The organism is Micromonospora haikouensis, assembly GCF_900091595.1.
Classification (GTDB): domain Bacteria; phylum Actinomycetota; class Actinomycetes; order Mycobacteriales; family Micromonosporaceae; genus Micromonospora; species Micromonospora haikouensis.
Window position 1 is genome coordinate 161854 of record NZ_FMCW01000011.1, and the last position, 22177, is coordinate 184030.

General features: G+C 75.0%; 19 protein-coding genes and 1 tRNA gene. 12 read left to right on the forward strand and 8 right to left on the reverse strand.

The genetic code is table 11. The features are described from left to right. Positions 1 to 13 precede the first annotated feature (13 nt). The 6 genes from GA0070558_RS13410 to GA0070558_RS13435 all read left to right on the forward strand — a co-directional run bounded on the left by GA0070558_RS13410 (position 14) and on the right by GA0070558_RS13435 (position 5798). On the forward strand, positions 14 to 793 hold the full coding sequence (locus GA0070558_RS13410) for a DUF4129 domain-containing protein (protein ID WP_091279253.1): 780 nt from the start codon (positions 14 to 16) through the stop codon (positions 791 to 793). Beyond that, positions 790 to 1371, forward strand: a complete 582-nt coding sequence (locus GA0070558_RS13415) for a hypothetical protein (RefSeq protein ID WP_091279256.1) — start codon at positions 790 to 792, stop codon at positions 1369 to 1371. Before GA0070558_RS13410 ends, GA0070558_RS13415 begins: the two co-directional genes overlap by 4 nt. Beyond that, positions 1371 to 2378, forward strand: a complete 1008-nt coding sequence (locus GA0070558_RS13420) for an AAA family ATPase (RefSeq protein WP_077936185.1) — start codon at positions 1371 to 1373, stop codon at positions 2376 to 2378. The genes GA0070558_RS13415 and GA0070558_RS13420 overlap by 1 nt, the downstream gene beginning before the upstream one ends. Next, on the forward strand, positions 2375 to 3748 hold the full coding sequence (locus GA0070558_RS13425) for a DUF58 domain-containing protein (protein ID WP_077936226.1): 1374 nt from the start codon (positions 2375 to 2377) through the stop codon (positions 3746 to 3748). Before GA0070558_RS13420 ends, GA0070558_RS13425 begins: the two co-directional genes overlap by 4 nt. Before the next feature lie 61 nt (positions 3749 to 3809). Continuing rightward, on the forward strand, positions 3810 to 4379 hold the full coding sequence (locus GA0070558_RS13430) for a hypothetical protein (RefSeq protein ID WP_077936227.1): 570 nt from the start codon (positions 3810 to 3812) through the stop codon (positions 4377 to 4379). Positions 4380 to 4481: 102 nt separating this feature from the next. Next, positions 4482 to 5798: an NAD(P)/FAD-dependent oxidoreductase gene (locus GA0070558_RS13435; protein WP_077936186.1), complete on the forward strand. Its 1317-nt coding sequence runs from the start codon at positions 4482 to 4484 to the stop codon at positions 5796 to 5798. Positions 5799 to 5883: 85 nt separating this feature from the next. On the opposite strand, the gene GA0070558_RS13440 is transcribed toward GA0070558_RS13435, so the two are convergent. Further along, positions 5884 to 7773 (reverse strand): hypothetical protein, encoded by a 1890-nt coding sequence (locus GA0070558_RS13440; protein WP_091279259.1) that lies wholly within the window; start codon positions 7771 to 7773, stop codon positions 5884 to 5886. Positions 7774 to 7875: 102 nt separating this feature from the next. Here GA0070558_RS13440 and GA0070558_RS13445 point away from each other — a divergent pair. The 3 genes from GA0070558_RS13445 to GA0070558_RS13455 all read left to right on the forward strand — a co-directional run bounded on the left by GA0070558_RS13445 (position 7876) and on the right by GA0070558_RS13455 (position 9436). Further along, positions 7876 to 7956: transfer RNA gene (locus GA0070558_RS13445), tRNA-Leu, on the forward strand. Between the two features lie 180 nt (positions 7957 to 8136). Further along, complete coding sequence (locus GA0070558_RS13450; protein WP_043961937.1) at positions 8137 to 8952, forward strand: Bax inhibitor-1/YccA family protein; 816 nt, start codon at positions 8137 to 8139, stop codon at positions 8950 to 8952. A gap of 163 nt (positions 8953 to 9115) precedes the next feature. Then, positions 9116 to 9436: a hypothetical protein gene (locus GA0070558_RS13455; RefSeq protein WP_077936189.1), complete on the forward strand. Its 321-nt coding sequence runs from the start codon at positions 9116 to 9118 to the stop codon at positions 9434 to 9436. A gap of 150 nt (positions 9437 to 9586) precedes the next feature. Here the strand turns inward: GA0070558_RS13455 and GA0070558_RS13460 are convergent, their stop codons facing one another. The 3 genes from GA0070558_RS13460 to GA0070558_RS13470 form a co-directional block, all read right to left on the reverse strand. Continuing rightward, complete coding sequence (locus GA0070558_RS13460; RefSeq protein ID WP_091279262.1) at positions 9587 to 10849, reverse strand: acetyl-CoA C-acetyltransferase; 1263 nt, start codon at positions 10847 to 10849, stop codon at positions 9587 to 9589. 92 nt (positions 10850 to 10941) lie between these two features. After that, positions 10942 to 11772 (reverse strand): SGNH/GDSL hydrolase family protein, encoded by an 831-nt coding sequence (locus tag GA0070558_RS13465; protein WP_077936191.1) that lies wholly within the window; start codon positions 11770 to 11772, stop codon positions 10942 to 10944. Continuing rightward, positions 11769 to 12857: an SGNH/GDSL hydrolase family protein gene (locus GA0070558_RS13470; protein ID WP_256091916.1), complete on the reverse strand. Its 1089-nt coding sequence runs from the start codon at positions 12855 to 12857 to the stop codon at positions 11769 to 11771. Before GA0070558_RS13470 ends, GA0070558_RS13465 begins: the two co-directional genes overlap by 4 nt. A 129-nt stretch (positions 12858 to 12986) precedes the next feature. Here GA0070558_RS13470 and GA0070558_RS13475 point away from each other — a divergent pair, with 129 nt between their 5' ends. The 3 genes from GA0070558_RS13475 (at position 12987) to GA0070558_RS33395 (ending at position 15362) form a co-directional block, all read left to right on the forward strand. Then, positions 12987 to 13343 carry a YkvA family protein gene (locus GA0070558_RS13475; RefSeq protein ID WP_043963969.1) on the forward strand — a complete coding sequence of 119 codons (357 nt, stop codon included), beginning with the start codon at positions 12987 to 12989 and terminating at the stop codon, positions 13341 to 13343. Between the two features lie 75 nt (positions 13344 to 13418). Further along, positions 13419 to 14789: a cystathionine beta-synthase gene (locus tag GA0070558_RS13480; RefSeq protein WP_091279265.1), complete on the forward strand. Its 1371-nt coding sequence runs from the start codon at positions 13419 to 13421 to the stop codon at positions 14787 to 14789. Between the two features lie 432 nt (positions 14790 to 15221). Next, positions 15222 to 15362 carry a hypothetical protein gene (locus tag GA0070558_RS33395; protein ID WP_176734205.1) on the forward strand — a complete coding sequence of 47 codons (141 nt, stop codon included), beginning with the start codon at positions 15222 to 15224 and terminating at the stop codon, positions 15360 to 15362. Between the two features lie 69 nt (positions 15363 to 15431). Here the strand turns inward: GA0070558_RS33395 and GA0070558_RS13485 are convergent, their stop codons facing one another. The 4 genes from GA0070558_RS13485 to GA0070558_RS13495 form a co-directional block, all read right to left on the reverse strand. Then, positions 15432 to 16667 carry a hypothetical protein gene (locus GA0070558_RS13485; RefSeq protein ID WP_141722211.1) on the reverse strand — a complete coding sequence of 412 codons (1236 nt, stop codon included), beginning with the start codon at positions 16665 to 16667 and terminating at the stop codon, positions 15432 to 15434. Next, on the reverse strand, positions 16667 to 16843 hold the full coding sequence (locus GA0070558_RS33400; RefSeq protein WP_176734206.1) for a hypothetical protein: 177 nt from the start codon (positions 16841 to 16843) through the stop codon (positions 16667 to 16669). Before GA0070558_RS33400 ends, GA0070558_RS13485 begins: the two co-directional genes overlap by 1 nt. Before the next feature lie 108 nt (positions 16844 to 16951). Further along, positions 16952 to 19933, reverse strand: a complete 2982-nt coding sequence (locus GA0070558_RS13490; RefSeq protein ID WP_091279271.1) for an AfsR/SARP family transcriptional regulator — start codon at positions 19931 to 19933, stop codon at positions 16952 to 16954. 124 nt (positions 19934 to 20057) lie between these two features. Next, complete coding sequence (locus GA0070558_RS13495; RefSeq protein ID WP_091279274.1) at positions 20058 to 22160, reverse strand: hypothetical protein; 2103 nt, start codon at positions 22158 to 22160, stop codon at positions 20058 to 20060. Positions 22161 to 22177 lie beyond the last annotated feature (17 nt).

Consider the following 22177-nt stretch of genomic DNA (forward strand, 5'->3'; position numbering starts at 1 on the left):
TGGGGCGGTGCCGATGGACCTCAGCGTGCTGCGCAGGTGGTGGCCGATCGTCGCGGTGACGGCCCTGCTCGCCGCCGCCGCGGTGGCCGCCGGACACTCGTCGCTCGGCGCGAGCCGCATCCCGCCCGCCGCCGACAACATCCCGTACGTGCCGGAGTACCCGACGGCGCAGCCGCCGCCGTCGATCCCGGTGGAGCCGCGCGACGCCGGGGAGGCCACCCGCGCGCACATCCCCGAGTGGCTGGGCACCGTCGCGATGGTGCTGCTCGGCCTGGCGATCGCCGTCGCCCTCGGCTACGTCGGCTGGACGCTGCTGCGCGGGGTGGCCCGCCGCACCACCCGGGCGCTGCCGGCCGACCGGGCGCGGCGCACCGCCGAGGGCACCGCCCGCGAGGTGGTGGCCGCGCTCGACGCCGGCCTGGTCGAGCTGGACGACGCCGACGTTGACCCGCGCACGGCCGTGATCGCCTGCTGGGTGCGGCTGGAGGAGGCCGCCGACGCGGCCGGGGTGGCCCGGCACACCGGAGACACGCCTACCGACCTGGTGACCCGCCTGCTGCGCGGCGACCCCGACGCCGGGGTGCCGGCGATCGTCAGCGCCGACGTGCTGGCCGAGTTCGCCCACGTCTACCGGGAGGCTCGGTACGCGACCCGCCCGGTCGACGAGCGCACCCGCGACCAGGCCCGCGCCGCGCTGCGCCGGCTGCGCGGCGAGCTGACGGCGGTAGCGGCCGGGACCGCTGTGGCGGCCGGGGCTGCCGGAGCGGGCACCGCCGCCGGGGGGCCGGCGTGAGCACCAGCATCGACGACCTCCTCGGCTCCGCCGAGGAGGAGCCCGCGCAGGAGCGGGCCGCCCGGGGCGGCCGGGTCGGCGGCGCGCTGAAGACCCTCGCAATCGCCGGGGCGCTGACCGCCGTGGTGGTGGCCGGGCTGCGGGCCGTCGGGTTGCAGCTCTCGCTGTGGGTGGTCGTCGCCGGGGTCCTCGCCCTGCTCGCCGTGCGTCGGGTCACCGCCGCGCTCGCCCCGCCGCCACCGCCCCGGTCGGGGGCCCGCATCCCGGCGGGCGAGGAGGACGGCCACTACCACTGGGCCGCCCGGGACGCGCTGCGCGCCGCGATCAACGGCTGGGAACGGCCGCTGGACTGGTCGTCGGGCAACCCGCAGCGGTTCGCCGAGCGGATCCTGCCCCGCCTCGGCGAGCTGGCCGACGAGCGGCTGCGTCAGCGGCACGGCGTGACCCGCGAGTCCGACCCGGCGCGGGCCCGCGCCCTGCTGGGCGACCGGCTCTCGACGTTCCTGGACACCCCGCCCCGCCGCACCCCGTCGCCGCGCGACCTCGCGGCGATCGTCGCCGAACTGGAGAAGATCTGATGAAGGACGTGGACCGGACCATGCCCGCCGCCGAGGTCGGCCGCCTGGCCCGGGCGGTGCTGGACGCGGTCGGCTCGGTCGTCGTCGGCAAGCGGGACGCCCTGGAGCTGGTCCTCGCCGGCATCCTGGCCGGCGGCCACGTGCTGCTGGAGGACCTGCCCGGCCTGGGCAAGACGCTGACCGCCCGATCCTTCGCCCAGGCGCTCGGGCTGGACTTCCGCCGGCTCCAGTTCACCCCCGACCTGCTCCCCGCCGACGTGACCGGCTCCTTCCTCTACGACCAGCGCAGCGGCGACTTCTCCTTCCGCGCCGGCCCGGTCTTCACGAACCTGCTGCTCGCCGACGAGATCAACCGGACGCCGCCGAAGACCCAGTCGGCGCTGCTGGAGGCGATGCAGGAGAAGCAGGTCTCGGTGGAGGGCGTGACGTACCGGCTCGACGAGCCGTTCCACGTCCTGGCCACCGCCAACCCGATCGAGTACGAGGGGACGTACCCGCTGCCGGAGGCGCAGCTCGACCGGTTCCTGCTGCGGGTGTCGTTCGGCTACCCGGACGGCGAGGAGGAGTGGGAGGTGCTGCGCCGGCGGATGGGCCGCCGCCGCGAGGAGGCCGAGATCGCCCCGGTCGTCGACGCCGCCACCCTGCGGGCCATGCAGGTCGCCCTGGAGAACGTGGTGGTGGAGGACTCCATCGGCCGCTACATCGTGGCGCTCACCGCGGCCACCCGGGAGCACCCGTCGGTGCTGGTCGGGGCGTCGCCGCGCGGCTCGCTGGCGCTGCTGCTGCTGGCCCGCGCCCGGGCGGTCTTCGCCGGCAGGGACTACGTGGTGCCCGAGGACGTCAAGGAGGTGGCCGCGCCGGCCCTGGCGCACCGGATCACGCTGCGCCCGGAGATGTGGCTGCGCCGCGTCGACCCGTCCTTCGTGGTCGGGGAGGTGCTCGACCAGACCCCGGCTCCGGCCAGCGGCGCGCTGCCGAGCTACGCCGCCGGCCGGCCGGGGCGCTGACGGCCGTGTCCACCCCCGAGGGGCCGCAGGCGGCGGGCTGGGCGCCCACCCGGGCGCTGGGCCGGGCGGTGCTGCTGGCGGGCCTGCTTCTGATCGCCGGGGTGCTGCTCGGCCGGGTCGACCTGGTCGTGCTGGCCGCGCCGTTCGCGCTCGGCACCGCGTACGCGCTGCGCCGCCGGCCCACGGCGGGCCCGCAGTTGTGGATCACCGCCGCCGACGGGCACCTCGTCGAGGGCGGCGAGTTCACCGGCACGGTCAGCGTCGGCAACCCGGACACGGTCGGCTACGACGTGGCGGTGGTGCGCACCCGCGTCTCGCCGTGGCTGCTGGTGGAGCGGGCCGGCGTCGGCGGGGCCCGGGTCGACCTGTCCCGCAGCGGCGTGGACCGGCCCTTCGTGACCGTCGTCGACACGGGCACGGCCGTCGACCTGGAGCTGGCCGGGAAGGCCCGGCGCTGGGGCCGGCACCCGATCGGCCCGGCCGGGGCGAGGGTCGCCGCCGCCGGGGGGATGCTGGTCTCCCGGGCGGCGATCACCGAGCCGGTCCGGTTCCGGGTGTACCCGAAGACGGAGCCGTTCGAGGCGGTGGAGGCGATGCCCCGCGCCGCCGGCCTGGTCGGCGCGCACCACTCCCGCCGGCCCGGCGAGGGCGGCGAGCTGGCCGGGGTGCGCGTCTTCGGCCCCGGCGACCGGCTGCGCCGCGTCGACTGGCGGGTGTCGCTGCGGGCCCGGCAGCTGCACGTGGCCGCCACCCTGTCGGACCGGGACGCCGAGGTGGTCGTCCTGCTCGACGTGCTCGCCGAGGCGGGCCGCTCCGGTGGCGTCGGCGGGGCCGCGTCGGTGCTGGACACCACCGTGCGGGCCGCCGCCGCGATCGGTGAGCACTACCTGCACCGGGGCGACCGGGTGGCGCTGCTGGAATACGGTCCGGCGGCCCGTCGGCTGCGCCCCGCCACCGGCCGCCGGCAATACCTCACGCTGCTGGAGTGGCTGCTCGACGTGCGCGCCGAGGCGTCGCCGCACGAGCCGTACGACCAGGTCTTCGGGCCGCAGATCCTCTCCTCGGACGCGCTGGTGGTGGTGCTCACCCCGCTGCTGGACGAGCGGTCCGCGCAGATGCTGGCCCGGATGGCCCGTTCCGGGCGGTTCGTGGTGGCGGTGGACACGCTCCCGGACGGCCTGCCGCCGCCGGGCCGGCAGGGCTGGTCCGAGGTGGCGTTCCGGCTGTGGCGGATCGACCGGGACACGATGATCGGCCAGCTCCGCGAGCACGGCGTGCCGGTGGTCCGCTGGGCGGGCGCGGGCAGCCTCGACCAGGTGCTGCGTGACGTGGCCCGGCTCGCCACCGCCCCGAGGGTGGGCGGCAGGTGAGCGGGGCAGGGCGGCCGGTGAACGGGGCAGCCCGGCCGACGGGTGACGAAAGGCGGTGCCGGTGAACCCGGTCGAGGTGGTGACCGAACGCGCCCGGGCGGCCCGCTCGGCGGTCAACCGGGTCAGCGCGGCCCCGCTGCTGGTGCGCGCCGGGATCTTCGGCGCGGCGCTGGCGGGGCTGCTGCTGGCGTACCCGGCGCAGGTCCTCACCGGCCGGCCGCTGGCCGCCCTCGCGCTGGTGGCGCTGCTGCCGGCGATCGGGCCGCGCCGGATCTGGCCGACGTTCGCCGCCCTCGTCGCGGTCGGCGGCTGGCTGCTGGCCACCGAGGGATACGACCGCCCGGTCGCGCTGTGGCGGCTGCTCGCCGTGGCGGCTGCCCTCTACCTCGCCCACTCGCTGGCGGCGCTGGCGGCGCTGCTGCCGTACGACGCGGTGGTGGACCCGGAGCTGGTCGTGCGCTGGCTCACCCGGGCTGGCGGGGTGCTGCTCGCCTCGGCGGTGCTGGGGGTGCTCCTCGTCCAGGTCGCCGACGCCGGGCCCGACCGGGGGCACCTCGGCGTGACGGTCGCCGGGTTGCTGGTGGCGGTGGCGGTGGCCGCGTTGCTGGGGTGGCTGCTGCGTCGCAAATGACGGAACGGGAATGCACGTTGTGCAGGTCACAGGTGTTGTGCTCCGTCACAAAGGGGGGTCTCGAAAGGGGTTAGCGGAGCCGGCCGGGGAAAGATGGTAGGCGTGAATCCGAAGCGGATCCTTGTCGTCGGTGCCGGGCACGTCGGTCTCTACGCCGCCCTTCGCCTGTCGAAGAAGCTCTCCTCGCGTGAGGCGGAGGTCGTCGTCGTCGACCCGCAGCCGCACATGACGTACCAGCCGTTCCTTCCGGAGGCGGCGGCCGGCAACATCTCCCCCCGGCACTCCGTGGTGCCGCTGCGGCGGGAGTTGCGGCGGTGCAAGGTGGTGGCCGGCACGGTCACCCGGATCGAGCACGACCGCAAGGTCGCCACCGTGCAGCCGATCAGCGGCCCGACCCGGGAGATCCCCTACGACCACGTCGTGGTGGCCCCCGGCTCGGTCTCCCGCACGCTGCCGATCCCCGGCCTGCACGAGCACGGCATCGGCTTCAAGACCATCGGCGAGGCCATCTACCTGCGCAACCACGTGCTGGACCGGCTCGACGTGGCGGCGGCCACGCAGGACGCGCAGGTGCGCCGCAGCGCCCTGACGTTCACCTTCGTCGGCGGCGGGTACGCGGGCATCGAGGCGCTGGCCGAGATGGAGGACATGGCCCGCGACGCGCTGCGCTACTACCCGGAGCTGGAGCCGGAGGACATGCGCTGGGTGCTTGTCGAGGCGACCCAGCGGGTGCTGCCCGAGGTCGACCGGGACATGGGCGCGTACACGGTGCAGCAGCTGCTCAAGCGGAACATGGACATCCGGCTGGACACCCGCCTGGAGTCCTGCGTCGACGGGGTGGTGAAGCTCTCCGACGGCGACAGCTTCCGCTCCGACACGATCGTCTGGACGGCCGGCGTCAAGCCGTCGCCGATGCTGGACGCCACCGACTTCCCGCGCGACGAGCGCCGCCGCGTCACCTGCCTGCCGACCCTCCAGGTCGTCGACGGCGACCGGCTGGTCGAGGGCGCGTGGAGCGCCGGCGACTGCGCGGCGGTGCCGGACCTGACCAAGGAGCCGGGCAACTTCTGCTCGCCCAGCGCCCAGCACGCGGTGCGCCAGGCCGCCCGGATGGCCGACAACATCGCCAACGTGATCCGTGGCCGTCAGCCGGTGGACTACAAGCACAAGCACGCGGGCAGCGTGGCCAGCCTCGGCCTGCACAAGGGCGTGGCCCAGGTCTACGGCATCAAGATGACCGGCTGGCCGGCGTGGTTCATGCACCGGACGTACCACATGTCGCGGATCCCGTCGTTCAACCGCAAGGTCCGGGTCGTGGTCGACTGGTCGCTGGCGTTCTTCCTCAAGCGTGAGGTGGTCGCGCTCGGCCAGCTGCACGACCCGCGCGAGGAGTTCGCCGAGGCGTCGCAGCCTCGGTAAGGAAGGGCCCCCTGTTAACGCTTTCGGTATAGCAGGGGCCCCTTCTTAACACCTGGGCGGGCTTAACACCTGGGCGGGCGCGGGCTCAGACCCGCCAGATCCAGGCGTCGGCGACCCGCTCGGCCGGCCCGTAGAGCTGGTCCAGGGTCGCCCGCAGGTCGTCGGCGTGGCGGGTGCCGTCGGCCACCGCGAAGCAGGACGCGCCCCAGCGGTCGGCGTCCCGGGCGGCCTGCCGCCGCTCCCGGTCGCCGATCGCCGGCCGGCCGCCCCGCTTCGCCACCTCGCTGAGCAGGTACGACGTGGGGCGCTTCCAGGTGCCCATGGCGGCCGTGCCGCCCTTGCCGTACGGGGCGATGAAGAAGCCCTCGGGCAGGCCGAACGCGGCGTCGGCGGCCGTGGCCCAGCGCATCGGCCACGGCTCCTTCGGCGTGGGCAGCGGCACCGGCACCAGCACGCCGCCGGGGCGGACGCACTCCCGCCAGTGGCCGGCCGAGATGAACTCCGGCAGCGCCGGCCGCTCGGCCGTGGGCAGGGGGGCCGGCAGGACCGGCAGCAGCGCGAGCCCGACCGCCGCCGGCACCAGCCGGCGGGCCCGGCCGGTGCCGCGCAGCGCCCGGTCCACGGCCAGCACCAGCAGGGTGCCGGCCAGCGGCAGGACCGCCAGGGCGAACCGCATCGGCAGCGCCCCGTCCACCACGGGCAGGCCCGCCAGCAGGGCGTACGGGCCGGGGATGCTGGTCCGGTCACCGCGGACGACCACGTCCGGGCCGAGCGACAGGGCGGCCATGACCAGCGCCCCGGCCGCGCAGGCGAGCACCAGTGGGCGGCGGCCCAGCCAGACCGCGCAGCCGAGTGTGACCACGAGCAGGGGCCAGCCGAGGAAGGTGTTGTATTCGGCCGGGCCGGTGGTGAGCCGGGCCGCCTCGTCGCTGCCGGCCGCCGACAGCGGGGAGAGCGTCCACCAGCTGACCAGGTCGGCCGAGAAGTAGTGCGGGCTGAACATGCCGTCGGCGACGCCCTGCGGGCCGGCGAACTGGAACCACAGCGGGTATCCCAGCACGAGCAGGGCCAGCCCGGCGGCGACCAGCATCCCCCCGGCGAAGCCGGGCAGCGCCCGGCGCAGCAGCGCCCGGTCGGCCAGCGCGTACGCGACGGCCATCACCAGCAGCGTCAGCGCGCAGAGGAAGAGCACCTCCTCGCCGACGAACACCTGGACGCTGACCACGACGGCGAGGCCGACGGCGGAGGTGAGCATGCGGCGGCGGTCGGGGCCGACCCGCGCCGGGCCGCCGCCGGAGGCTTCGTCCGAGCCCTTGCCGCCGCCTAGGCGGCCCGCGCGTCCCTGCGGGTCGGCCGCGCGCAGCAGCCGGACCACCAGCCAGACGATCACCGGCACCAGCCACTGGGCGGTCATGTGCAGGTGGCTGTTGGTCTGCGAGACGATGCCCGGCCCGAAGCCGCACAGCCCGGCCCCGAGCGCGGCGGCGAGCCGGTGCGCCCCGAGGACGCGGGTGAAGAGCAGGTGCCAGGCGAGGGCGGTGCCGGCGAGGTTGAGCCCGGCGAGCAGGGCGAAGGTGACCGGGGCGCCGAACAGCAGGGTGACCGGGGCGAAGGCCACCCCGAGCGCGATGACCGTGGTGTTGGCCATCAGGTTGACCCCGTCCGGGGCGTTGAGCCGGTCGGTGAGCAGCCCGAAGTCGCCGAGCAGGGCGCGCGAGTCGACGGCCAGGAACCACTCGTACAGCGTCTGGTCCTCGGGGTTGAGCGCCAGCACCCGGCCGGCCGGGTCGGGCCAGAGCCCGTGGGTGACCCAGCCCGCCAGGGCCGTGAACAGCAGCCCGACGAGCAGGTCGGCCCGGTGCCGGGCGACGGCGGCCCGCAGCCGGACCCACCGGCCCGCGGCCCGGGCCGGTACGTCGGAACGGACTGCCTGCTCGGGGGCGGCGTCGGGGGCCGTGGGGGCTGCGCTGCTCACGGGTCGACCCTAGTGCGGGAGTGCCGGCGGGGTACGCCGGGTCGTGGCGGACCCGCTACGGTGACACTGCACCGGCGCGTGGGCGACGCGCGGGGCCGCCCAGCCCGGGTGGTGGAACGGCAGACACGGCCGCCTTAAAAGCGGCTGCCGCAAGGCGTGCGGGTTCGACCCCCGCCCCGGGCACGCGCAGCACGGTGACCGCGCCGGTGAATGCGACCGTCGGTGGCGGCGAGGGCGTCACCTGCGGGTCTCTCAGCTTCTTCACAGCTCCTGCGCCGGTCGGTGATCTCCACGGCGTCGAGCGGGGCGTCTACCCTGGAAGGGCACGTTCACGTGCGACGACCCCCTGAGGGAGGCCTGACAGTGAAGACTTCGAACCCGGTGCTCGCCCGACTCGGCCAGGCGGCCGAGCGGGAACGGGCCACCGGGTACGCCCCGACCGGGCCCTACGGGCAGCCCGGCTATCCGCAGCAGTACCCGGGCGCGACGGGCTACCCGGCCGCGCCGCCCACCGTGACGCCGATGTCGATCGACGACGTGGTGGTCAAGACCGTCGTGTTGCTGGGCATCCTCGGCGCGTCCGCCGCGGCGGCCTGGGTGCTCGTCCCGGACGCGCTGCTCGGCGTGGCCTGGATCGGCGCGGCGGTCGTGGGCCTGGTCCTCGGCCTGATCATCTCGTTCTCCCGGATGGCGAACCCGGCGCTGGTCATCGCGTACGCCGTCGTCGAGGGCGTCTTCGTCGGCATGGTGAGCAAGGCGTTCAACTCGCTCTACGACGGCATCGTGCTCCAGGCCGTGGTGGCCAGCTTCGGCGTGTTCTTCCTGATGGCCATGCTCTACAAGGCGCGGGTCATCCGGGCCACCCCGAAGTTCGTCCGGGGCATGGTCGCGGCGATGGTCGGCCTGTTCGCGGTCATGTTGATCAACCTGGTGCTGGCGCTGTTCGGCGTCAACACCGGCCTGCGCGACGGCAGCCCGCTGGCCATCGGCTTCAGCCTGGTCTGCATCGTGGTCGCCTCGCTGAGCTTCGTGCTCAGCTTCGCGGAGGTCGAGGAGGGCGTCCGGATGGGGCTGCCCCAGCGCTACTCCTGGACGGCGGCGTTCGGCATCCTGGTCAGCCTGGTCTGGCTCTACATCGAGATCCTGCGCCTGCTGAGCTACTTCCAGGGCGACGACTGACCCTCGTCGCTCGACGGCGCCCGCCCCGCGATCTCGCGGCGGCGGGCGCCGTCGTGTTCCGGCCCGGCCGACCCGCCCCGGGCGTCCGCCGACCGCCGCCGGCTGCGCGGGCGAGCGGCGACCGCAGGGGGTACGTCGGCCCGGCGTCCGTAGACTCGGCGCGGTGAGCGCAGCGGAACTGGGCCGGGCGGTGGAGCTGCTGGTCCGTCAGGTCGGGCACTGGCAGCAGCCGCGCTGGGCGGCCTCGGCCGGCGGCGGCAACGTGCCCCGGGCCGACCTGGTGCACCGGCTGGTGCAGGAGATCGCGAACCTCGCCGCCGACGCCGAGGGGCAGCCCCGCCGGGCGGTGCCCCGGCTCGACAACGACCTCGCCCTGCCCGACCAGCTCCGGGTGGTCGCCGCCGACCTGCTGGCGGCGGCCCCGCCGGACGCGGTGCTGCACCGGGCCGCCGCCGAGGTGACGGCGACCCGGTCCGCGCTCTGACCCCCCGCGCTCCCGGCTACCCGCGCGGCCAGGGCCCGCGTTCCCGGCCGCCCGCGCTCTAAGGCCCGCGTTCCCGGCCGCCCGCGCTCTAAGGCCCGGGTTCCCGGCCGCCCGCGCGGCCAGCGCGAGCGCCGGGAGGCGCCGCGCGGCTCAGCTCAGGCGTTCGAGGACCATGGCCATGCCCTGGCCGCCGCCGACGCACATCGTCTCCAGGCCGATGCTCTTGTCGTGCCACTGGAGCGCGTTGAGCAGCGTGCCGGTGATCCGGGCGCCGGTCATGCCGAACGGATGGCCGACGGCGATCGCCCCGCCCATCACGTTCAGCTTCTCCTCGTCGATGCCGAGCTGCCGGTAGGAGGGGATGACCTGGGCGGCGAACGCCTCGTTGATCTCGACCAGGTCGACGTCGTCGATGGTCATCCCGGCGCGGCGCAGGGCCTGCTTCGACGCCTCCACCGGCCCGAGGCCCATGATCTCGGGGGAGAGGGCGGTGACGCCGGTGGAGACGATCCGCGCCAGCGGGGTGAGGCCGAGGTCCCGGGCCCGCTGGGCGCTCATGATCACCACGGCGGCGGCCCCGTCGTTGAGCGGGCAGCAGTTGCCGGCGGTGATCCGGCCGTCGGGGCGGAACACCGGCTTGAGCCCGGCGACGCCCTCCAGGGTCACCCCGGGACGGGGGCCGTCGTCGGTGTCGACGACGGTGCCGTCGGGCGTGGTGACCGGGGTGATCTCCCGGGCCCAGAAGCCGTCGGCGATCGCCTTCTCGGCCAGGTTCTGGCTGCGTACGCCGAACGCGTCCATGTCGGCGCGGCTCACGTCGTACGCCTGGGCCAGGTTCTCGGCGGTCTGCCCCATGGTCAGGTAGATGTCGGGCAGCTCCCCCGTGGAGCGGGGGTCGGCCCAGACCTCCGCGCCGCCCTCGGCCCGCCGCGCCGAGCGCTCCCGGGCGGCGGCGAAGCGCGGGTTCTCCCAACCGCCGCCGACCAGCGCCTGTGCCTCCGGCGGGAGCGCGTCGGAGTTGCCGCGCGCGTACCGGGAGACGGTCTCCACCCCGGCGGAGACGAACACGTCGCCCTCGCCGGCCCGGATCGCGTGCATCGCCATCCGGGTGGTCTGCAGCGACGAGGCGCAGTAGCGGGTGAGCGTGGCGCCGGGCAGGCCGTCGAGGCCCAGCAGGGTGGCGACCACGCGGGCCATGTTGAAGCCCTGCTCGCCGCCGGGCAGGCCGCACCCGAGGTAGAGGTCGTCGATCTCGGTGGGATCGAGCTGGGGGACCTTGTCCAGGGCGGCCCGGACGATGGTGGCGGCGAGGTCGTCGGGGCGGACGTCGCGCAGGGAACCCTTGTGCGCCCGACCGATGGGGGAGCGGGCGGTGGCGACGATGACGGCGTCGCGGGACGACTCAGTCGGCATGAACCAACGTTAACTTGGCGGTAACCTACCGGGAAGCGGAGCGACCAGCGGGAAATGTCACCCCGGCCCGCCGCGCACCGGGGCCGGCCCGATCACTGGCGGGAGGCGACGTTCGCGGCGGCGGCGACGGCCGGGAGCAGGGCGTGCGCCCAGATCCGGTACCCGTCGGCGGACGGGTGGAAGCCGTCGTGGCAGAGCGTGCCGGCGTCGGCCCGGAACACCGGACCGGTCTCCGTGCCCAGGTCGACCACCGTGCCGCCCGCGTCGAGCGCGGCGGCCGTCTGCGCGCGGGCGATCCGCCGGCCGGACCAGCCGACCAGCTGCCGCAGCGGCGGCGCGATCGCGCGGGCCGCGCCGAGATCCGGGCAGGTGCCGACGACCACCTCGACCTGCGCCTCGCGCAGCCGCCGCACGGCCGACCCGAGGTAGGCCCCGGCCTCGGCCGGGCTGCGCAGCGCGGTCGCGTCGTTGGCGCCGATCAGGACCACCGCCACGTCGGGGCGCGGGCCGAGCAGCGCCCGGGCCACCTGGGTGGCCAGGTCGGTGGAGCGGGAGCCGGACACCCCGACGCTGGACAGGTGCACCCGCCGGCCGGCCGGCCCCTCGGCGAGCAGGTTGGCCAGTTGGCCGCCGACGGTGTCGCCGAGCCGGGCCACCCCGACCCCCAGCGCGGACGAGTCGCCGAGCAGGACCAGCCGCAGCGGCGGCGCGCCGGCCCGGCCGATCGTGGCGCGCAGGGCCAGGCCCAGCTCGGGCTGCGCGTACGGGCGGTTGCGGGCCAGGAACGCCTCGCCGGCCAGGACGGCCGCGCCGCCGATCGTCCCGGCGACCAGGGACACCGCCGCCGCCCGGCCCAGCCGGACGGCGAGCTCCGCGCCGAGCCCCCGGTCACCACCACCGCGCCTGCCGCCCTGCTCGGTCATGGCCGTCCTTCCAGTGTGGGTGAGTCGGCGGTCGGGCCGGCCTGCGGCACCGCGCCGACGCCGAAGAAGGCCCGCCGACGCAGCTGCGCCCACCGCCCGCCCGGCCCGCGGTCGCGGCCCCGGACCTGGGTGGCGCTGACCTCCGTGCCGGCGTGCCGGGCCGCCTCCTGGGCCGCCTCCGGCAGCGACCGGACGCCCTCGCCGCGGGCGAGCCCGGTGCGGCGCTCCGGCACCCCGCCGAGCGCGGAGAGCACCGTCGGCAGCAGCGCGGCGGCGGCCACCGCATACCCCTCTGCGGAGGGATGGAACCGGTCCCAGGCGAACATCCGGGTCGGCTCGGCGACGAAGCGGGGGCCGAGCAGGTCGCCGAGGGAGACCGTCCAGCCGCCCGCCTCGACCACCGCCACCGTCTGGGCGGCGGCGAGCTGCCGGCTCCACCGCCGGGCCAGCCAGCGCAGCGGCGGCTGGATCGGCTGGATCGCCCCGAGGTCGGGGCAGGTGCCGACCACCACCTCGCAGCCGACCCCGCGCAGCGCGCGGACCGCGTCGACCAGGTAGCGCACCGCCAGGGCCGGCGGGGTGCGGTTGGTGACGTCGTTGCCGCCGATCAGGATCACCGCTACGTCGGGCGACACCTCCAGCGCGGCCTCCACCTGCGGCTTCAAGCCGGGGGAGATGGCGCCCACCACGGCGAACCGGTGCAGCCGGACCGGCCGGTGCAGCCGGCGGGACAGCCCGGTGGCCAGCAGCGAGCCGGGCGTCTCCCGGCGGCGGTGCACGCCGTAGCCGGCGGCGGAGGAGTCGCCGAGGACGACCATGGTCAGCGGCGGGCCGGGGAGCTTCGCGCCGTAGACGCCGTCGCAGCGGGGCGGGGGCGCCTCGGCCATCGGGATGGTGCGGCGGGCCTGCCGGGCCTGGCCGAGCAGGACGCCCGTCGTCGCCGCGGCGGCCGCCGCGGTGGCGCCCGTGCCGATCGCCGCGACGCGGGCCACCCGCCGCGCACGCTGCCAGCGTGGGCCGAGCTGCCAGCGCGGAGCGGACTGCTCGCGCGGACCGGCCGGTGCGACGGAACCAGCGACCCCCATGCACCGACATTATCGCGCCGGTACGACACGCCGCTGTCGTCGTACTGCCCGGTTTCTGGCTGGGAGGCGACTGTTGCGGGTACCCCTTGCGGGGACACGGCACGCTGTGGAGTCGGAAGGGGCGTGGAGATGGGGAAGACACTGAAGCGCGGCGCGGCGTTCGCGGCGCTGGCCCGGGCGCTGACCGCCGGGGCGCGGGGCGGCCCGTCGCTGGGGGCCCGGCTGGCGGCGCTGCCCCGGATGATCCGGGCCACCACCCGCGGCGAGTACGACGGCGGCCTCCGGCTGGCCCTGATGACCGCGGCGACGGCGTACATCGTCTCGCCGATCGACCTGCTCCCGGAGATCCCGCTGGCGGTCTTCGGCCTGGCCGACGACGCGGTGATGGTGACCTGGCTGGCCGGCGCGGTGCTCGCGGAGACCGAGCGGTTCCTGGAATGGGAGGTCCGCCGGGCCTCCGTCATCCCGGGGCATGTGGTGCCCTGACGGGACGTACCCTGGGCGTCGAATCAACGTCTGCCCGGCCGCCGTCGCCGGCGCCGCAACGAAGGGCACAACGAGGTGCACTACTACGACAACGTCGTCGAGATGATCGGCAACACCCCGCTGGTGCGGCTGCGCAACGTGACCGAGGGCATCCGGGCCACCGTGTTGGCGAAGGTGGAATACCTCAACCCGGGCGGCTCGGTGAAGGACCGCATCGCGCTGCGCATGGTCGAGGACGCCGAGGCCGCCGGCATCCTCGGGCCCGGCGGCACGATCGTCGAGCCGACCAGCGGCAACACCGGCGTCGGCCTGGCCCTGGTGGCGCAGCTCAAGGGCTACCGGTGCGTGTTCGTCTGCCCCGACAAGGTCAGCCAGGACAAGCAGGACGTGCTGCGGGCGTACGGGGCGGAGGTGGTGGTCTGCCCGACCGCCGTCGCCCCGGAGGACCCGCGCTCCTACTACAACGTCTCCGACCGGCTGGCCCGCGAGATCCCGGGCGCGTGGAAGCCCGACCAGTACAGCAACCCGGCCAACCCGCGTTCGCACTACGAGACCACCGGCCCCGAGCTGTGGAAGCAGACCGGCGGCCAGCTCACCCACTTCGTCGCCGGGGTCGGCACAGGCGGCACCATCTCCGGCATCGGTCGCTACCTCAAGGAGGCCTCCGACGGCCGGGTGAAGATCGTCGGGGCGGATCCGGAGGGCTCCGTCTACTCCGGCGGCACCGGCCGGCCCTACCTCGTGGAGGGGGTCGGCGAGGACTTCTGGCCCACCACGTACGACCGGGACATCGCCGACCGGATCGTGGAGGTCTCCGACAAGGCGTCGTTCGAGATGACCCGGCGGCTGGCCCGCGAGGAGGGGCTGCTGGTCGGCGGCTCCTGCGGGATGGCCGTGGTCGCCGCCCTGGAGGTGGCGCGCGAGGCCGGCCCGGACGACGTGATCGTGGTGCTGCTGCCCGACAGCGGCAAGGGCTACCTGTCGAAGATCTTCAACGACTCGTGGATGGCCCGGTACGGCTTCCTCGACAACTCCGGCACCGAGCCGACCGTCGCCGACGCGCTCGCCGGCAAGCCCGGCGGGCTGCCCGAGCTGGTGCACGTGCACCCGACCGAGACGGTCCGCGACGCCATCGACTACATGCGCGAGTACGGCGTCTCCCAGCTCCCGGTGCTCAAGGCCGAGCCGCCCGTGGTCACCGGCGAGGTGGCCGGCTCGGTCGCCGAGAAGGACCTGCTCGACGCCCTGTTCACCGGCCAGGCGCACCTGCACGACACCATCGAGCGGCACACCGCCGACCCGCTGCCGATGATCGGCGGCGGTCAGCCGGTTAGCGAGGCGGTGGCCCTGCTGGAGAAGTCCGACGCGGCTCTGGTGCTGGTCGACGGGAAGCCCAAGGGGGTGCTCACCCGGCAGGACCTGCTGGCCCACCTCGGCGCCCGCTGACCCTGCAAGGAAGGGCACCTTATTAACGCTTTCGGTAGAGGAAGGGCCCCTTGTTAACGCCGCCGCCCGGTGCGGAGCGGGCGAGGCCAGCGTTCGGCCCCGCCCGCTCCGCACCGGCCTTGGCAGCGTCAGCCGTCGATCACGCGCGACGCCTCGGCTGGGCCGGAGTCCGCGTGATCGGTGAACGGGGCCGGGCTGGCGACCTCGCGGCGTGGTTCAACCACTGCAGCCCCGCCGGCCGGACATAGATCGAGCGACAGTCCACGGCATCTCGCGGCCGTCCGGCTTTCGGCCGTCCGGGCTGGCCCGGATGCACCCCTGACCGCGTTCCGCGCGGGGCTGGTCGACTGAAGGCCCTTGCCGACACGGTGAAGAGAACTTCCGCGAAGTAGCCCGGCCCCGGCCAACCCGCCACCGGCGGCCTCCGACCGGGTGCAGGGCGGCCACGACGCCACCCACGCCAACTTCAACCCGAACGGGTACCGGATCACCGCCTTGACGGTCGGCCGGCTGGACCGGCGCACCGGCGCACCGGCGCACCGGCGCACCGGCGCACCGGCGCACCGGGGGTGAGGGTGAGAGGGGAACCCCTCTCTACTGTATGCGTTAACAGGGGGCCCTTCCTTACCGCTCAGGCGACGGTCACGCCGCCCCCCAGGACCGCAGCGTGTTCATCCACCCCTGGATCTGGCCGACCGAGCCGGTCATCACCCAGCTGTTGAAGCGCTTCTCGCCGGCCCCGACGTTGCCGTGCCGCAGCACGGTGAACTTCGACGAGGCGATGTCGAACTCGCCGGTGCCGGTGCCGCACCCGCCGCCGATGAACTTGTACATCCGCATCTCCGACACCGAGCCGCCCTGGCTGGTGTTCGCGCCGTACACGGCCATCGCCTTGCTCAGGTCGGCGTTGGCGATGATCACCCCGCCCCGGTTCGGCGGGGTCCAGGAGAAGTAGCTCGCGTCGGAGCACTGGCCGAAGTTGGTGCGCTCGGTCAGCGTCTGGCTGACCGCGTCGTAGGTGAAGTAGCGGTTGAACTCGGCCCGTAGGTACGCCGTCGGGACCTCGATGCCCGGGTAGGTCAGGGCGGGCGAGTTCAGCACGGTCTGGTACCGGGCGACGGGGCCGAGCCCGCCCCAGTCCAGGGTGATGTCCTTGCCGAGCTGGAAGTCCCGGTAGATCGCCGGGTTCTGCTCGCCGCCGCCGAAGTTCTGCGGGACGAAGTCGATCGGCACGGACCGGGTGGACTGGGTCTTCGACGCGGTGTCCGTGTTCAGCGCCAGCAGCGGCGACCCGTGCCGGCGGTACGCCGGCCAGGCCGGGTTGGACCAGGTGTCGCCGGCCTCGGTCGGGTTGGCCGTCACCCCGTCGCGGGAGAAGAACAACGACGACTGCAGCTGCCGGCCGTAGTCGAGGTTGTTGATGTACTGGGTGCCGTTGTACGTCCAGTTCCACAGCGCCCCGCCGGTGACCCGGTTGGACGAGATGGTCACCCCGCCCGCGCTCAGCGACGCCAGCGACGTAGGGGTGTTGAGGTACCGGGGCCACGCGTACCCGTAGCTGGCCGACTCGTCCCCGTAGCAGGACTTCGCCCCCTCGTTCTGCGACCGGGTGCCGTGGTCGCCGGTGCACCCGTTGAAGGTGCGCAGGTACGGCTGCGTGCCGGCGGCCTGCGAGGTGTACGGATAGCCGAGGGCGTACTCGGTGCCGAAGCCGGCCTCGCCGGCGGTGCGGGAGTCCATGTGGTCGGAGCCGCCGTTCCAGTTCGGATTGTGCAGCCGGTAGAGCGCCGACCGCCCGGAGCCCGCGTACTTCGGCACGTAGTGGGTCTGCCCGTCGACGGGGAACTGGTCCCGCTCGGCGGGGTTGTTGGTGGTCATCAGGTCGGCCGGGAACCGACGGCGACCCGCCACAGCACGTTGGCGATCACCAGGTCGCCCCCGTCGGCGGCCCGCGCGGGGGCCGCCGGGCCCGACGCCGCCAGCAGTGTGCCGGCCAGCGCCGGCACGAGCGCCAGGGCGACCCGGCGGCGACGCCGGAATCCGAAGCTGTTCATCCTGCCTCCGCAACTCGGCCCCGGCACGACCGGCCGGGCGCCTTCCGGGACGAGGATGTGGGCCCCCGGTATAGCGCCGGTATATCGGGGCGGCGGGCGAACGCGCCGTCAGCCGGGCGGCGGCCCGTCCCCGTCCGCGCCCGCCCGGGCGAGCAGGCGTCGGGCGCGTGCCGACCACAGCCGGGCGCCCATCCGGTCGAAGATCGCCAGCGCCCGGTCGAGGTGCTCCCGGGCCGTCGCGGGCTCGCCCCGGGCCAGGCACAGGGCGGCGAGGCTGGTCCGGGCGTACGCCTCCCAGCGCAGGTCGGCGTGCGCGACGAAGACCGCCAGGGCGGCTGCCAGCTCCGCCTGCGCCTCGTCCAGCCGGCCGGACCCGGTGAGCGCGTCGCCCAGCCCGCGCCGGGCGTACGCCTCGCCGAGCGGGTCGGCGACCTCGGCGAAGGTCTCCCGACAGCGGTGGTACGTCTCCCGCGCCTCGTCGTGCCTGCCCTGCTCCACCTGGGTCATGCCGAGCCCGAGCAGGGCCGCCGCCATGCCCAGCCGGTCGCCGAGCCGCTCGAAGTCGGCGTGGCAGTGCAGGAGGCACTCCTCGGCCTCGTCGAGGTGCCCGAGGTCCAGGTGGATGCTGCCCAGCGTGCGCCGGGCGTACGTCTCGCCGGACCGGTCGCCGAGCGCCCGGAACGCGCCGACGCTGCGCCGGGCCACGTCCAGCGCCTCGTCGAGCCGGCCGAGCCCCCGGTACGCCACCGACAGCCCGCGCAGCGCGTGGGCGCTGCCCTGGTGCTCCCCGGCCGCCTCGAACAGCGGGAGCGCCTCGACGTACCGGCCGACGGCCCCCTCGGCGTCGCCGTGCCCCCACCGGGCGTCGCCGAGGCCGCGCAGCGCGTACGCCCTGCGGACCGGACTGCCGATCGTCTCGGCCAGCTCCAGCGACCGCCGGAAGTACGTCTCGGCCCGGTCGAACCGGCCCCGGTCCCGGTACAGGTCGCCGAGCCGCTCGGCCAGGTCGGCGGCCACGTCGGCGTTGCCGGCCCGGTGGGCGGCGTCCTGGGCCAGCTCGTGGGTGGCCTGCCAGGCGCTCCACTGCGACCGTTCCGCCAGGAACATGGTCGACGCCCGCGCCAGCCGCCAGGTCACCTCCCACCGCCCGGTTCGGTGCGCCTGGCCCAGGGCCGCCACGATGTCGGTCTGTTCCCGGGCGAACCAGCGGCGCGACTCCGCCCCGAACCGGCCCGCCCCGGCGGCGCCGGTCAGCGCGGCGGCGGCCCGCTCGGCGGCGGCCACCCAGGCGGCGAAGGCACGGTCCAGGGCCGCCGCCCGGTCGCCCGCCGGCTCGGCGACGGCCGCCTGCTCCGCCGCGTACACCCGCAGCAGGTCGTGGGTGTGGTAGCGGTCCTGGTCGGCGCCGGTCAGTTGCAGCAGTTGGGCGTCCACGAGATGGTCCAGCGTGTCCTCGGCGGCGGCCGGGTCGGCGTCGAGCAGCGCGGCGGCCAGCCAGCCGGGGACGGTGGGCTGGTCGAGCAGGGCGAGCAGGTGGAACGCCCGGCGGGCGGCCGGTTCGAGGCTGTCGTAGCTGAGCTGGAAGCTGGCCCGGACGTCGAGGTCGCCGACGCGCAGCTCGTCGAGTCGGCGCCGGCCGTCGGCGAGCCGGTCGGCGAACCGGTTCAGGCTCCAGTGGCCCCGGGTCGCCAGCCGGGCGGAGGCGACCCGGACGGCCAGCGGCAGCCGGCCGCACAGCTCGACGATCGCGCCGGCCGCCGCGGGCTCGGCCGCGACCCGGGCGGGTCCGGCCGCCGCGGCGAGCAGCTCGACGGCCTGCTCCCGGTCGAGCACGTCGAGGTGCAGCGCCCGCGCCCCGGCCAGCCCGGCCAGCGGCATCCGGCTGGTGACGACGGCGGCGCACCCCGGGCCGCCGGGCAGCAACGGTCGCACCTGCTGTTCGTCGGTCGCGTCGTCAAGCACCACGAGGACCCGGCGGTCGGCCAGCCGGCTGCGGTAGCAGCGGACCCGCTCGTCGAACTCGACCGGGAGCTGCTGGTCGGTCATGCCGAGCGCGCGCAGGAAGCGGGCCAGCACGTCCGCCGGGTCGACCCGGTGCGCGCCCTGGCCGTGCAGGCTCACGTGGAGCTGGCCGTCGGGGAAGTGCGGCCGGAGCCGGTGCGCGACGTGCACGGCGAGGCAGCTCTTGCCGACCCCGGCGGTGCCGGAGAGCGCCCAGATCCGCATCGCCGCGGCCGGCGGCCGGCCGAGGAAGGCGACGGCGTCGGCGACCTGCTCGTGCCGCCCGGTGAAGTCGGGGATGTCGGCGGGCAGCTCCGCCGGCACGGGCCGGCTGACCCGCGCCGGGGCGGCCACGGCCGGGCGGCGCAGCCCGGGGGCCAGCGCCCGCAGGGCCGGGCCGGGGGGCACGCCGAGGTCGTCGGCGAGGACCCGCTCGGCGTCCCGGTACGCGGCGACCGCCTCCGCGTGCCGGCCGGCCGCCTGGAGCGCGCGTACCTGCTGTTCCCGGAAGCGTTCGTGCAGCGGGTGGTCGGCGACCAGGCGGGTGAGCCGGGGGAGCAGGTCCTCGTGCCCGCCCAGGCGCAACGCCGTCTCCACCGACTCGCCGATCGCCCGCAGCCGGCCCTGGTCCAGCGCGGCGGCCTCGCCGCAGAGCAGGCCCCGGCCGACGAGGTCGGCCAGCGCCGGGCCGCGCCACCAGAGCAGGGCATCGTGGTACGCGTCGCGCGCGGCGGCCAGGTCGCCGCCCGCGGCCAGCCGCCGGGCTGCGGTGACCCGGGCGTCGAACTCGTCGGCGTCGAGGCGGTAGGCGCCCGGGTCGAGCCGGTAGGCCCCGTTGCCGAAGGTGAGCCCGCCGGGGAGCAGCTTGCGGAGCTGGTGCACGTAGAGCTGGAGGTTCTTCAGCGCGGACCGGGGCGGCGCGGCGGGCCACAGGGCGTCCACCAGGTCGGCGACGGCGGTCGGCCGACCCGGCCGGAGCACCAGGACGGCGAGCACCGCACGCTGCTTGGGCGGCCCCAGCGCCACCGGCTCGCCGGCCAGCTCCGCCTCGACCGGGCCGAGAATGCGAACGAGTATCCGAACCCCCACGGCAGCCGGCGGCGCGAGCCCATCCTGACGATCAACTCAGTCGATGATTGTAGGCCCGCCCGCCGACATGCCGAGGGTGTCCCGACGGGTGGGCGGCGGCGCGCCGCCGCCGCCCACCGCGGCGCTAGGAGTGGTTGAACGAGTAGGTGATGGTCTCGGCCGAGTTGGTCGGCAGGCACTGTGCGACGTCGGTCTTGCAGGCCGCCGGGGCGATGCCGAACAGGAACTGCACCGGGCCGGCGGTGAACGACCGGCTGGAGTCTGCGGTGATGCTGAGGTTGAACACGTACAGCACGTGGTCGGAGGTCTCCTGGAGGTCGGCCCCGGTGCTCGGCATGCTCGGCCGGCTCCACAGCCGGACCCACCCGCCGTTCGCGGTGTTCTGGTGGAAGCGCATGAACGGCTGGCCGCCCGGGTTGTTGCGCAGCCACTGGGTCGGCACCGCCACCGGGAACGAGACGTACTGGGTCTTGAAGTTGAGCGTCGCCCCCGAGGCGGGCCCGTAGACCCCGGCCCCCGAGCCGATCAGCGGGGCGTACGACATCCAGTCCGACCAGGGGCCGGTCATGCCGAGCCCGGCGAAGCGCACCCGGAACCGCGCCGAGGCGTCCCGGGCGGACGGCACCGGGAACCGGCTGTAGTCCGACGTCGAGCAGAGGTACTTGTCGACCGGCGAGCAGTAGCCGCTGAGCTGCTTGACCTGCCCGCCGATGTCCTGCTGGACATGCCACGACGGGTACGACGCCCCGGCGTCCACCACGTACTGCGGCAGCTCCCAGTAGCTGACCGGGTAGAGCACGTTGTTGAAGTAGGTGCGCCAGACGACCTCCTTCGGGCGCGGGCAGTGCTCGGTGGCGCCGACCCCCCGCTCCCAGACGAAGTCGCAGTACGCCCGCTTGTAGCGGGGCGGCAGCTTCGAGTAGACGCGGTCGGTGTGCGCCACCAGCCCCCAGTTCTCCGCCGGGGCGTCGGCGTTGCCCTGGTGGTAGCGGTACCAGATCGCCTGGGCGGTGTCGGCGCGGTTGGCCAGGGCGGTGAAGACGTCCTTGACGTACTGGCCCTGCTTGGCCTCCTTCTCCTCCAGGGTGGACGCGGACACGTCGTTGGAGTTGAAGCCGACCTCGGTGAGCCAGAACAGCGAGGTGGACTGCGGCACGCCCGCGGCGGTGAGCACCGCCCGGACGGCGTCGAGGCGGCCGTTGATGCCGGCCAGCAGCGTCGCCGTGGCGGTGTTGGCGTAGCCGCCGGGCAGGCTCAGCCCCATCGCGAAGGGGTACGGGTGGTAGCCGATCCCGTCGAACGGCCACGCCCCGCCGTTGGCCGAGCGGAACGCGGCGACCGAGGCGGAGCTCAGCACCCCGCTCAGGTGATTGGTGTCGTCGTTGGCGGTGCCGGAGTCGCCGCCGTCCATTCCGGGGTGCATCCCGTGCGTGATCACCTTGACCGTGCTGCCGCAGGGCTTGCTGCCGGCGAGCCGGCAGTACCGGTAGAACTTCCCGATCAGCCGGCCGTACGCGTCGCCCGGCACCACGTACGGGCCGGGGTGCGCGGCGGTGCCGGGGTGGTACAGCTTGTTGGCCTCGTTGAGCACCTCGACGGCGGCTAGCCGGCTGCCGAACGTGGTGACCACCGACAGCGCCTTGTCGATCCACACCTTCATGAACTTCGTCGTGGTGCCGTACTCCGGATACTGGCTGACCGCCACGGAGTCCTGCAACTGGTACAGGTAGGGCTCGCTCGCCGGCACCCCGCTGTTGCTGACCCCGCCCTCGACCAGGGCGAAGTTCAGCACCGCGATGACCTTGACGTCGCTGGGCAGCTTGTCGATCAACCGGCGGTAGAGCGTGAAGTCGACGGCCGTCTCGCCGGGGGCGGCGATCTCCAGGCGTACCGTCTTGACCTTGGCCTCGACCAGGTCCTTGATCATCTGGTCCTCGAACGCGACGCGCTGCGCGTCGGTGAGGTTCGGTTCGACGGCGGGCCGCAGGCTCCACGGGCTCATGACGGCCAACCCGGTCTTCGACTGGGACGCGACGGCGGCCGGTGCGACGGCGGTCGTCACCCGGCCGGCGCTGGCCGCCGAGAGCTGTGCGGTCGTGATCTGCGCGGCGGCGGCCGGCGGCGGCCCGGCGGCCGGGTCGGCGGCGGCGGGCCGCCCGGTGCCGACCGCCGTCACGGCGACGACGGTCAGGCCGGCCAGCAGCCGGCTCGTTGCTCGGTGTCGCATGCAACCTTCTCCCTCGC